Source organism: Litoribaculum gwangyangense (assembly GCF_039543505.1).
GTDB classification, from domain to species: Bacteria; Bacteroidota; Bacteroidia; order Flavobacteriales; family Flavobacteriaceae; genus Litoribaculum; species Litoribaculum gwangyangense.
On record NZ_BAABJW010000004.1, the window covers coordinates 346,131 to 360,393 of the forward strand.

The window sequence follows — 14,263 nt, forward strand, 5'->3', positions numbered from 1 at the left end:
GCTCAACATGAGTTCCTGATAATCAATTCGGTATCAATTATTATTTTTTTGAATTCAATTTTCTTTCCTTTATGAATGCTATCGATTTCATCAAATAAAACTTTAGTGGATTCTACACCCATTTTAAAAGCATTTTGATCTATCGAAGATAAAGAGGGTGTTGTGATTTTTGTCATAAACCAATTGCTAAACCCGAACAAAGCAATTCTTTCAGGAACTTTTATTTTATTTTCGTTAAAATAGCTTAAAGCACCAATAGCAATTAGGTCATTTACAGTAAAAAGGGCATCGACTCCATTTCCGTGGTCTTGTATCAATTTTCTGGCATTTTCATAGCCATCAGAAAAATCAGAGTTATTGTTACATATGTAAACCAATGAAGGGTCAAAATCAATATTATGGTCTAATAAAGCTTTTTTATATCCTAAAAACCGGTCTATTGAATTTTGGGGGTTTAAATCGCCACGAAAATGAGCAATTCGTTTATATCCTTTATTTATCAAAAAACTTACAGCATCATAGGCCGCTTTCCTGTCATCTATTAAAACTTTAGAGCAATTAATGGTTTTAGCAATTTTATCAAATAACACCAACGGGATGTTACTTTCAATAATTTTTTTTAAATGATTAAAGTCTCTAGTTTTATTTGATAAAGAAATTAAAATACCATCAACGCCTTTATTTAAAAGTAAATCAACTTGTTTTTTTTCCAAATCATAATCTTCATTCGATTGCATGAGAATAACCATGTAATTTCTTTTCTCAGCTTCTTTAAGTATGCCATCAATAACATTTGAGAAAAAATAATGAACCATGGTAGGAATAATAACTCCAATGGTTTTGGACTCTTTCATTCTAAGGCTAACAGCAAATGAGTTTGGGGTATAATTTAAGCGTTCTGCTAATTCCTTAACCTTTTGTTTGGTTTCAGCGTTAATATCTGGATAGTCTTTTAAAGCCTTCGAAACTGTGGAGGTTGAAAGATTTAATGTTTTTGCCAGACCTTTTAAAGTAACTTTAGCCATTAAAAATTAGTTAGTTCAGTTAGTATCATGAATATAACTAAAATATATTGTAAAGTCTCTCATTAGAAATATTTTTTTCGCTTTTCTAGGTATTAAGTTTTACAGTCGAATAATAAAAATTTGTAAAAGACAAATAAATCCTCTATATTCAGAATGTCAAAATCATAATTTATTCTTGTTTTTTTTGGATAAAAAAAAATTTTAATCTTAAATTTTAACATAAATGGATTATTAACGTCTTATTTTATTAAACTAGCAATTACCGAAAACGATTTCGGTAAAAAAACTAAGCTTTTTTTAATATTTTTCTTTTAATTACCCTTATAAAATGCAAAATTCGCTAATTAATTAACATCATTTTAACACCACAAAAACAAACATAATTTAATTACACTAATTTATTAACTAAACTCAATATGAAAAACAAATTACTAAAAAAGCTTTTGCTTCCTCTAGCCTTGCTACTTGGAAGTTTTATTTATGCCCAAACTGTTTCGGGAGTTGTTTCAGATCCTTCAGGTCCGTTGCCTGGAGTTAACGTTATAGTTAAAGGTACAACAACAGGAACTGTTACTAATTTTGATGGGGAGTATCAAATAAATGCCAATAATGGAGATACCTTAGTATTTTCCTTTCTTGGATATTTGACTCAGGAAGTTGTTGTTTCTCGCACAACAGTAAATGTTACTTTGGCTGAAGACGCTGCTCAACTTGATGAGGTGGTAGTTATCGGTTATGGTACTACAACAGTTAAGGATGCCACAGGTGCAGTTAGTTCTGTAAGTTCTGAAGACTTTAACCGAGGTGTGATTGCATCACCTGAACAATTAATTCAAGGTAAAACCGCAGGTATCCAGATAGCGCAGACTAGTGGTCAACCAGGTGCGGGAATTAACATCCGTATTCGAGGTACTGCTTCCATTCGTTCGAACAACAATCCATTATTTGTGGTTGATGGCGTGCCTTTAGCAGGAGATGCATCTTCTGCAGGTTCAGCTGATTTAGGTTTTGGATCTAGTGGAGCTCAAAACCCTTTAAACTTCTTAAATCCAAATGATATTGAAAGTATTAGTGTGCTTAAAGATGCATCTGCAACAGCAATTTATGGATCTCGTGGTGCCAATGGTGTTGTTATTATTACAACGAAGTCTGGTAGAGGTTTAATAGGAGAGTCGTTCGAATACTCTTCGAATATAAGTGTTTCAACAATCAGAAATGATTATGATTTGCTTGGAAAAGAAGAATTCTTGGATGCCGTAGATCAATTTGGAGGTGATCCTATCGATGCCGATGCAGGTTCTTCTACTGATTGGCAAGATTATATATTTAGAGATGCCATCTCCACGAATCATAATTTTGCATACAATAATAATTATGAGTCTGGTAATGTTAGAGCAACGGTTAGTTATGGGGACCAAAAGGGAGTTGTTGCTAGTTCGGGCTTGGAACGTTTTACAGCTAGAATAAATGCCAATCAGCGTTTATTTGATGATAAATTGAAATTAGGTCTTCAAACAACCTATTCCTTTGAAAATAACAGAGGGCCTGGTATAAGTTCTAGTGCTGGTTTTCGTGGCGATTTAATAGGAGCAGCATATTCGGCAAATCCTACATGGCCTACTGACCCTGACTATGATACAGGAGCTGGTTTAGCTACTCCTGCGGCTTTTGCTACTTATGTTAAGAACAGGGCTTATGTAAATAGATTCCTTTTAAATGGGTTTGCTGAATATCAAGTAACTCCAGAGCTTACAGCAAAGCTTAATTTGGGTTACGATCAATCCAAATCCGATAGAAATATTGCCGCAAGTTCTTTAGGAAGGAATCTAGCAGATGATATATTTGGAGTAGGACGAGGATATCTAGGAGAGGTTGATGTTGAAAACCGTCTTTTGGAATTCACGCTTAATTATAACAAGGATTTTGGAAATTCGAAAATTGATGCACTCCTTGGTTATTCATTTCAAGATTTTGGAAGAAGTGGAAGAAATGTGCAAGGAAGGGGCTACGGAGATGTAACTGGAATATCAGAGATGTACAATGTTTTGGTGGATGCTGCAAATTTAGTTGAATCGGGCTTAAGCGGAAGCTATCAGCAGTGGGCTATTGCGCCAAATGGGAATTTCATTAATAGATTATTCCCTTCTGCAACGACGGATAACTTAATTGGGCCTGCAAATTTGCCATTGTCGAGTATTTTTGGAGATTATTTTGATACCACTGATGAAATTCAATCGGTGTTTGCAAGAATTAATTATACCATAGCCAATAAATATTTATTTACGGCAACAGTTAGAGCCGATGGTTCTTCACGTTTTTCTGAAGACAACCAATATGGTATATTTCCCTCAGGTGCTTTTGCTTGGAAAATAAATGAGGAAGATTTTATTGGAGACAATGTATCAACATTGAAATTACGTTTAAATGCAGGTATCACGGGTAACCAGGATGGGTTAGGTTATGGTAACTTTGTTCGTAGAGAAAGATATGGAGGACTAAATATTGAAAATGGTGGTAACATCCGTAATCCCGGTTTATCAGCGGTGGCTTTTGCAAATCCTGATTTAAAATGGGAAGAAACGGTTTCCTATGGTGCGGGTATAGATTTTGGATTTAATAATGACCGCCTTAGTGGTAGTATCGATGTGTACCGAAAAGAGACAAAAGATTTATTGTTGAGGATTACGGCAGCTCAACCATCACCACAGCCATTCTTCTTCCAAAACTTGGATGCCACGGTTTTAAACCAAGGTATTGAATTTGCTATCAATTATGCTATTATAGAGCAGGAGGATTTTACTTGGGATGCTAGTTTTAACGTATCTTACAATGAAAATGAGCTCCAAGATTTTAATGGTCAGATACAGGCTGGAACTATTTTTGGGCAAGGATTATCAAATGCCTTTGCACAAATGTTAGCTGGTGGTCAACCATTGTTCTCTTATTTTACTAGATCTTTTGAGGGCTTTGATGCTAATGGACAACCAATTTCTGATGATATTCAGAAATTTACAGGAAAATCGGCGTTGCCTGATTTTGTTGGTGGTTTTTCTACGAATATCTCATACAAGAACTGGGATTTCTCCGCGTATCTAGCTGGACAATATGGCGCCTATATTTATAACAATACTAGAAACGCATTTTTTACAGGTGGTGCTATTGCAGGACAGCGTAATGTAACTCCAGACGTTGTGACAGTTGGAGAATCAGGCCAGGCAGAAGCGGCTGTATCTGATAGATTTTTAGAGAATGGTGATTTCTTAAGGTTACAGAATGCGTCTATTGGATATAACTTCAAATTAAGAGAAGATGCTAGAGTAAAAATGTTGCGTTTATCGTTAACGGGACAGAATTTATTTGTGATTACTCCTTACAGTGGTCCAGATCCTGAAGTTAGTACACAAGGGCAAGATCCTCTTAATGGTTTGCCAACGGCAGGAATTGACTACGTATCATATCCAAACCCGACTACATTTACATTTGGACTATTTGCTAAATTTTAAAAAAAAAGAAAATGAAAAAAAGAACATTTAAAAACTTTAGTTACTTGCTAACATGCTTTATGGCGCTAGCAACTATATCATCTTGTACAGACCTAGACTTAATAGTCGAAGATTCCATTGTTTCTGAAGGAAGCGGTGGTGGATTTACAGGTGTTGAAAATCCTAGTCAAAGTTTGACAAATATTTATAACCAGATTATTGGTATTTATGCTAGTCAGGAAAATACTTATGCGCTAGCGGAAGTTACTTCCGATGAGTATTTAGTGCCAACCCGAGGAACCGATTGGGGAGATAATGGTATTTGGAGACAATTACATTTACATTCTTGGGATCCAACGCATTTTTTTGTTTTAAATGTATGGAACCAATGGAACCAATTGGCATTTGCTTGTAATGAACTTATAGATTCAAGAAGTAATGCAAGTGCTCAACAAGTTGCAGAAGCTAAGTTTGTGAGAGCATTTGCAATCTGGCAAATTTTAGATCATTTTGGTCAGGTTCCTTTTAGAGAGGTGGATGAAGGTCCGGATGTAAATCCAAAAGTATTATCTAGCACAGAAGCCTTAGATTTAGTTTTGAGCGATTTGGATGCTGCAATTCCAGATCTGCCTTCTGTTGGGCCTAATGGTGCTACTAGCAGAGCCAGTAAGGCTGCTGCTTATTTCTTAAAGGCAAGAGTTTTGTTAAATGCAGGTATCTATAGAGGCGGTACAAGTCCAGACGCTGCTGATATGCCTGGGGTAATTACTGCAGTAGATGCTATAACTGCAGAGGGATACTCATTACATGATGGTTATTTTGAAATGTTTGACGGAACGGCAAACAGTGAGAGAGTTTTTTGGACGAATGCTGAAGTAAATCATAAGATGTGGAAAGGGTTGCATTACAGTCAAGCACATCCGGAAAATGGTGGAGGCGGCTGGAATGGATTTACCACCTTAGCTTCTTTTTATGATTTATTTGAGGGTAATCCTAATTCCAATTATGTAGGAGATGGACAAGAAGAGCGCAGAGGCTGGGTGCCTGATGCAACAACCGCAAATGGGGAAAATAATGGTTTTGGATTCGGTTTCTTAATAGGACAGCAATATGATGCTAGCGGAGCCCCTCTTGCGGCAAGAGGAGGTAGGACATTAGCATTTACAAGAGAGTTGCCAGGTCTTATTGGTAATAACGATATTACAGGGATTCGTGTTTTAAAATACTCTCCTGGTAACGGAGACGAATTTGGTTTGTATACTGGACAAATTATATTTAGATATTCAGATGCTTATTTAATGAAAGCCGAAGCCATGATGCGTAGTGGAAGCGATGTAACAGCAATGGTTAACACTTTAAGAACTTTAAGAAAAGCGCAGCCACTTGGTAGTGTTACAGAATCTGATATGTTGGCGGAAAGAGGTAGAGAATTGTATGACGAGTATGTGCGAAGAATGGATTTAATCCGCTTTAATAAGTTTGCGGATACTTGGGAATTTAAAAATAATACCGATAATACGAAGAGATTATTCCCAATTCCGACAAATGCAATTTTATCTAACCCGAATCTTGTACAAAACCCAGGATATTAATATTTTGGATAATTTATATTAAAAAAACGCTCTTATTTAAGAGCGTTTTTTTAATTTTATGTATTATATACATCATAATTTAAGACTCATAAAAATGGTTATATCTTTCAAAACAATTCAAATTTAATTTGATAATGTTTTATGACTGGTATTGATAACTAGCGATATATTCTTTTGACATTTGAAAGAATTACTTGTGATGAGATTTTTATTTTATAATAATCATTGACTGCTTTTATTACATCTATTTTAAACATTATAAATTACTTCTAAAGTCAATAAAGCCAAAACGATGAAAAAAACCACTGTCATATTGGGTTTTCTTTTAGTATTGTTTTCTTGTAATTCCGATAAAGAAAAACATATTGAACAGGAGTCTAATACATTATTTAAAAAACTAGATTCTTTAAGCACGGGAATCAACTTCACAAATAAAGTAGAAAATGAAAAGGATTTCAATATTTTTAGGTACAGAAATTTTTATAACGGTGGAGGTGTTGCTATTGGAGATATTAATAATGATGGATTAGCCGATATCTACATTACAGGAAATAGAGTAAAAAACAAACTTTATTTGAACAAAGGTAACTTGGAGTTTGAAGATATTTCTATAAGCTCTAACACTTCAGGAAACAAATCTTGGTCCACAGGTGTTGTTATGGTTGATATTAATGCAGATGGTTTGTTGGATATATATGTTTGTAATGCTGGTAACGTGAAGGGAGACGACCAAAAAAATGAACTTTTCATAAATAATGGAGACTTAACTTTTACAGAAAGAGCAGAAGAATATAATCTTTCAGATAGTGGATTTACGACCCATACCGCTTTTTTTGATTATGATGGTGATGGCGATTTAGATGCCTATATACTAAACAATAGTTTTATCCCTGTAAACAGTTTAGGATATTCTAACAAGAGAGATTTAAGAAGTTCCGATTGGGATTTACCAGAAATTTTTAAGGGAGGTGGCGATAAATTAATGAGAAACGATAATGGAAAATTTGTAGACGTTAGTGAGGAGGCAGGCATTTACGGAAGTCTCATTGGTTTTGGTTTGGGTGTTACCATTGGTGATGTAAATAATGATTTATTGCCTGATATATATGTATCGAATGATTTTTACGAGCGAGATTATTTTTATATCAATAATGGAGATGGAACTTTTACAGAAGATATAAAAAACAGATTATCGCATTTGAGTTTATCATCTATGGGTGCCGATATGGCAGATATAAATAATGATGGTCAACCAGAGATTTTTGTAACTGATATGTTACCTGAAGGAGATGAACGCTTAAAAAACACAAGTGATTTTGAACGATATGATGTTTATAAACTAAAGGTGAACAAAGATTTTTACAATCAGTATATGCAAAACACGCTGCAGTTGAACAATGGCGACAACACGTTTTCTGAAATTGCATTTTATAGTGGCGTGGCTCAAACCGATTGGTCTTGGGGAGCTTTATTGTTTGATATGGATAATGATGGTTATAAGGATATTTTTGTTTCTAATGGAATTTATCATGATTTAACCAATCAAGATTTTATTGATTTTTTTGCCAATGAGATTTATCAAAAAATGGCTATATCGGGAGAAAAAACTTCACAAGATTCCATAATCAATAGTATGCCCAGTACGCCAATTTCAAATTATGCCTATAGAAATAATCACAACCTAACTTTTACAGATAAAACAAAAGATTGGGGATTTCAGGAACCTACCTTTTCAAACGGTACTGCTTACGGCGACCTAGATAACGATGGTGATTTAGATTTGGTAATAAACAACATGAATATGCCATCTTTTATTTATGAAAATACCTCAAAAAACAATTATATCAAGTTAAACCTTAAAGGCAATGAAAAAAACACTTTTGCCATTGGCAGTATAGCAGAAGTATATATAAATAAACAAATTATCAGGCAAGAACTTATCCCTTCAAGAGGCTTTCAATCATCCATAGATTATGCTATGACCTTTGGGTTAGGTGATTCTAAAGAGGTAGATTCAATTAAAGTTATTTGGCCAAATAAAAAAGTACAACGTATTTCTAAAACCAAATCAAATCAAACATTAACCTTACATATTGAAGATGCTAAAGACGATCTAATTAGGTCCAACACAAAAAAAGTGGATTATTATTTTAATGAAATAGAGAATAATTTAATGACTCATGATGAGGATTCTTATATTGATTTCAATTACGAGGGTTTAATTCCAAAAATGCAATCTAGGGAAGGACCTGCACTGGCTGTTGGAGATATAAATAATGATGGCAATGAAGATGTTTTTATTGGTGGGGCATTTAAACAAACAGGTCAGTTATATATACAAGATAATCAAGGGAAATTGACTCCTTCAAAATTCATCACAGAAGCCAATTTTGAGGATACTTGTGCAGTTTTTGTAGATGTTGATAATGATGGGGATAATGATCTTTTAGTTGGTTCAGGAGGTAATTTTCAGGGAGCTAGAACGGGCGTTAGGGTTTATGTAAATGATGGGAAGGGTAATTTTGATGACTATCAAATTGTAGTACGCACAAACACTAATATTTCTACCATTGCACCTCACGATTTCGATAATGACGGCGATATCGATTTATTTGTTGGAAGCTTAAACGTTGTTGGAACCTATGGCTTAAATCCAGAGAATTTATTATTGGAGAATAATGGTAATGGCACTTTTATTAACGTTACCAAAACCAAAGCACCCGCATTAACATCTATAGGCATGACAACAGATGCCTTATGGGAAGATATAGACCAAGACAATAACAAGGATTTAATTGTAGTAGGAGAGTGGGCACACCCTAGAATATTTAAGTACGATGGCACTTCTCTAAAAGAAGTGGAATCAAATTTAAAGGATTATTCTGGTTGGTATAATACCGTTGAAGCTAAGGATTTAGATAATGACGGTGATGTGGATTTAATATTAGGAAATCGTGGAATAAATTCAATTTACAAAGCCGATAAAGAGAATCCAGCCAAAATGTTTGTAAATGACTTTGATTCTAACGGAACCATTGAACAAATTTTTACCCATACTGTAAATGATAAAGATAAACCTGTCCACCTTAAGCGTGAATTAACAGGTCAAATGACCTCTTTAAAAAAGCGAAATTTAAAATTTAGTGACTATGCCACTAAATCCATACAAGAACTTTTTTCCAAAGATATTATTGATAATTCTTTAGTAAAAAAAATTACTACTTTTTCTAGTTTTATCGCTTATAATAATGGCAAAGGAAATTTCACTATTAAAGAGCTTCCTAGTGAGGCTCAATTTTCTTGTATTTGTGAAATTAAATGTGAGGATATCAATAAAGATGGAATTACCGATTTAATTCTGGGAGGTAATAACTTTAATTTTAAACCGCAATTTTCCCGTTTAGATGCTATTCAAGGTTTAATATTATTTGGAAATAATAATGGTGATTTCTCAAAACAAACAAAAACAGGTTTTAATGTTGAAGGTGAAATCAAGGAAATGCAGTGGATAAAAAACGCCTCTGGAAAACGCTTTTTAATAGTAGCCATTAATGATAAACAACCCAAAATTTTTGGAATAGATGACTAGAAAAGTCATGTATATTATAGCTTTACTGCTTGGTTTTAATTGCTCAAAAAATGAAGAGCCAAAATTGCTTTCGAGTTTAGATAAAAAACACACCAAAGTAGATTTTATCAATAAATTAAAACCTACAAAACAATTAAACATTCTAGATTACCTTTATTACTACAATGGCGCTGGAGTATCAGTGGGGGATATAAATAATGATGATTTAGTTGATGTTTTTTTTACTTCAAACCAAGGTATAAACAAATTATATTTAAATAAAGGAAATTTTGTTTTTGAGGATATTACCGAAAAAGCAGGTGTTTCAGGAAATTCAGATTGGAATACGGGTACCGTTATGGCTGATGTAAACGGGGACGGTTTTTTAGATATTTATGTCTGTGCCGTTGTGGGCACTGATGCCTTGCAAGGGGCAAATGAACTTTATATTAATAACGGTAATAATACCTTTGCCGAAAAAGCTAAAGAATATGGTTTGGATTTCAAAAACTATTCTACGACAGCAGCATTTTTTGATTTTGATAATGATGGGGATCTAGACATGTATTTACTCAATCATGCCATCCATACTCAAAATTCTTTTGGAAAAGCAGATATCAGAAATACCAGAAATGATAAAAGTGGGGATAAACTTCTTAGAAATGATGGTCAAATATTTACAGATGTAAGTGAACAAGCAGGAATTTATGGAGGTGTAAATGGCTATGGTTTAGGCTTGGCTACCCAAGATTTTAATAACGATGGTTATGTTGATATTTATGTAAGCAATGATTTCCATGAGGATGATTATTACTACCTTAACAATGGTGATGGAACCTTTTCAGAACAATCAAAAAATTATTTTGGAAAAACAAGTAGGTTCTCAATGGGCAGTGATGTTGCCGATATTAACCATGATGGTTTTGCAGACATTTTAACGTTGGATATGGCTCCTGAAGATGAAAAAATCCTAAAAGCCTCCATGGGTGATGAAACTCCAGATATGTTGAAAATCAGAACTCAAAGGTTGGGCTATCATTATCAATACGCAAGAAACATGCTTCAAATTAATAATGGTTATGGTTTTTCGGAAACAGCACTTTATAGTGGAATTGCTTCTACCGATTGGAGTTGGTCTGCCCTGTTTACTGATATCAATCAAGATGGAGAGCAGGATATTTTTATCTCTAATGGCATCCCAAAACGCCCAAACGATTTAGATTACATAAAATTTGTATCAAACGAAAAAATAAAGGAAAATCTTCAAAAAAATAATTTGGTTGATGAAGAGGCCATAAAAATGATGCCCACTGGAGCTGTTCCAAATTTTGTTTTTGAAGGTCAAAATAATTTATCATTTAAAAATCAATCTGGTAATTGGATTTCCAAAGATACAATCATATCAACTGGCAGCGCTTATGCCGATTTTGATAATGATGGCGATTTAGATTTTGTAACTAATAACATCAATTCTTATGCTACATTTTATAAAAATAATATTGATACGGATTCCACAGCTCGATATCTAAAATTGAAGTTTAGATATAAAAATGGGAATCAATTAGGAATAGGAACCAAAGTTATATCATATCATCAGGGTATAAAGCAATACAAACAGTTATTTACCTCAAAGGGTTTTCAATCTTCCTCCGAAGCCATAATTCATTTTGGCTATGCCAATAATGAAATAGTGGATTCTTTAAAAATAATTTGGCCAGATAATACCATCCAAACCGTTGAAAATGTAAAAACAAATCAAACCCTAACCATAATACCTTTAAATAAAAGGTTTCCAGTTGATTATAAGGTTCTTTTTCCAACATTTAAAACTTGGTTCATAAAAGATACTTTAAGCGGTTTAAAGTTTAAGCATATTGAAAATAATTATAGCGATTTTAACAGACATAAATTAATCCCCTATCAATTATCAGATCGAGGACCAGCAACAGCTGTAGGAGATTTAAATAGGGATGGACTTCATGACGTTTTTTTTGGAAGCTCTAAAGGCCAGTTACCAGAATTATTCATTCAAACTAAAAATGGTTTTACAAAAAAAGTACTTTCGTCTTTTATCGAGGACAAACTTTGTGAAGACACAGCAGCCATCATTTCAGATTTAAATAACGATGGTTTTAATGACTTGTTTGTAGGCTCTGGAGGAGGCGAATACTACAATCAATCCAAAACATTATTGGATAGACTTTATTTGTTTAAAGATAATTTAGAGGCTGAAAGTAAAATGTTACCCCAATACTTTGAACATGCATCTGTAATTAAAGCGTTTGATGCAGATAATGATGGTGATATGGATATCTTCGTAGGTAATCATGCAAATTCAATGTCTTTTGGAGAATTGCCTAATTCATATATTTTAATCAATAATAAAGGGACATTTCAATTAAATAGTTTGGGCCATTTGGGAATGGTTACAGATGCTATTATTGCAGATTTCAATGATGATGATTTATCAGACATTATTGCGGTAGGAGAATGGATGGAACCCGTTTTTTTACAAAATACGAATGGAAATTTTAAAGATTCCACATCGCAATATACCGAAGAACAAATTAGTGGATTATGGCAAAGTATTGCATCTTTTGATATTGATGGAGATGGTGATGAAGATTATATTTTAGGAAATTTTGGCTTAAATTCTAAATTTATCGCCTCTAAGAATTTCCCAATGAAAATGTATGTTGGTGATTTTGATAATAATAAAAGAACAGAAACCATTATAGCAATTCATAAAAATGATGGTTACTACACATTAAATGGTTTTGATGAATTGGCAAGTCAATTGGTGTATTTAAAGAAAAAATACACATCCTATCAAGATTTTGCAGGGGAAACTGTTGAGGATATTTTTGGAATGAAAGAACTGTCAAAGTCAAATTTATTAACGGTTAATACTTTAGCATCAGGATACCTTAAAAATGAAAATGGTAAATTTGTTTTTATCCCTTTCCCAAATGCAAATTTGCAGTTAGCTCCTATTACTACATCATTAATATACGATTTTGATGGTGATGGGATTGATGAAATTTTACTCGCTGGCAATTATTTTGGAGTTACACCATATCAAGGGAAATTGGATAGCTTTACAGGAGCCATATTGAAAAGTACCAATGAAATTATTTCTTTAGATAAATTGGGAATAGATTTTTCCCAAAAAGCGGTAAAGGGATTAAACATTATTAACTTTAATGACAACAAATATTTAATAGTAACAATAAACAATGATGATCTTGAAATTTATAAAATCCAAAAGTAAACAAGTATTAGCTTTGTTATTGCTAATAATGGGTTTAGCTTGTAACAAACAGGCCAAAGAAATAGTTGTAACACCAAACGATTATCATAAAGCTGTTGATAAAATAACAGCTATCATGGTACACGATATTTTTTCACCACCAGTAGCTAGTAGAATATATTTATATCCTAATGTAGCTGCTTATGAAATTATTTGTAAAGAGGATCAATCTTATAAAACCCTTGTTGGCCAAGTAAATGGTTTAACCTCAATACCAAACCCTAAAACCAATGAAAATATAAATTTTAAAGTGGCTGCATTAACCGCCTATTTTGATTTGGGGAAAGAACTTATATTTTCTGAGGAAAAGATAATTTCTTATAGGGATAGTCTTTACAATTCATGGGAATCTTTAGACAAAGATACTTTTAGAGTATCTAAAGAATATGGATTGGAAGTGGCAAATCATATAAAGCAATGGATGGGTCAGGATAATTACAAAGAAACCCGAACCATGCCAAAATTCACTGTGAATTCTGAGGAGCCTTCACGCTGGCAACCAACCCCACCAGATTATATGGATGGTATTGAACCCCATTGGAATAAAATAAGACCCATAGTTTTAGATTCCGCTTCACAATTTAAACCTAAAACACATCCCGAATTTTCATTAGAAAAGAACTCCGATTTTTATAAAGAATTGATAGAAGTATATGAAGTAAAAAATCAAATAGATAAAAGTGGTGATGCCTCAGAAGAAATTAAAATAGCCCAATTTTGGGACTGTAACCCCTATGTTTCAACTCATAAAGGACATTTCATGTTTGCTACCAAAAAAATTACTCCTGGAGCACATTGGATTGGAATCTGTAAAATTGCATGCAAAAAGGATAATGCAGATTTTAGTAAAACAGTTTATGCTTACACTAAAACCTCTATTGGTTTAATAGATGCCTTTATTAGCTGTTGGGACGAAAAATACCGTAGCAACTTAATCCGACCAGAAACACTCATAAATCAACATATTGATGAAGATTGGACACCAGTTTTGCAAACACCACCATTTCCAGAATATACAAGTGGCCACTCGGTTGTTTCTGGTGCTGCTTCAACAATTCTAACGAGTATTTTTGGTGAAAATTTTTCTTTTGATGATGATACAGAGTTACCTTATGGTTTGCCCGTAAGATCTTTTAATTCATTTTATGATGCTTCAAAAGAAGCTGCCATGAGTAGACTCTATGGAGGTATTCATTATAGATCAGCCATCGATTTAGGGCTTAAACAAGGTTTAAACGTTGGGCAGTTTGTGGTCGATAATTTGGATATGCACTAATAAATTTATT

At 33.5% G+C, this 14,263-nt stretch carries 6 protein-coding genes; 5 read left to right on the plus strand and 1 reads right to left on the minus strand.

Annotated features, from left to right (window positions below):
* Positions 1-2: 2 nt before the first annotated feature.
* Positions 3-1,025: a LacI family DNA-binding transcriptional regulator gene (locus ABD963_RS12785; protein ID WP_345277407.1), complete on the minus strand. Its 1,023-nt coding sequence runs from the start codon at positions 1,023-1,025 to the stop codon at positions 3-5.
* Positions 1,026-1,441: 416 nt separating this feature from the next.
* Here ABD963_RS12785 and ABD963_RS12790 point away from each other — a divergent pair, with 416 nt between their 5' ends.
* The 5 genes from ABD963_RS12790 (at position 1,442) to ABD963_RS12810 (ending at position 14,253) form a co-directional block, all read left to right on the plus strand.
* Positions 1,442-4,528 (plus strand): SusC/RagA family TonB-linked outer membrane protein, encoded by a 3,087-nt coding sequence (locus ABD963_RS12790; protein ID WP_345277409.1) that lies wholly within the window; start codon positions 1,442-1,444, stop codon positions 4,526-4,528.
* Positions 4,529-4,539: 11 nt separating this feature from the next.
* Positions 4,540-6,099 (plus strand): RagB/SusD family nutrient uptake outer membrane protein, encoded by a 1,560-nt coding sequence (locus ABD963_RS12795; RefSeq protein WP_345277411.1) that lies wholly within the window; start codon positions 4,540-4,542, stop codon positions 6,097-6,099.
* Between the two features lie 292 nt (positions 6,100-6,391).
* Entirely contained in the window at positions 6,392-9,688 is a 3,297-nt protein-coding gene (locus ABD963_RS12800) for a VCBS repeat-containing protein (RefSeq protein ID WP_345277413.1), read from the plus strand.
* Entirely contained in the window at positions 9,681-12,938 is a 3,258-nt protein-coding gene (locus ABD963_RS12805) for a VCBS repeat-containing protein (protein WP_345277415.1), read from the plus strand. Before ABD963_RS12800 ends, ABD963_RS12805 begins: the two co-directional genes overlap by 8 nt.
* The gene (locus ABD963_RS12810) at positions 12,907-14,253 is read left to right on the plus strand and encodes a vanadium-dependent haloperoxidase (RefSeq protein WP_345277739.1); all 1,347 of its coding nucleotides are present in this window, start codon (positions 12,907-12,909) and stop codon (positions 14,251-14,253) included. The genes ABD963_RS12805 and ABD963_RS12810 overlap by 32 nt, the downstream gene beginning before the upstream one ends.
* The last annotated feature ends 10 nt before the right edge of the window (positions 14,254-14,263 follow it).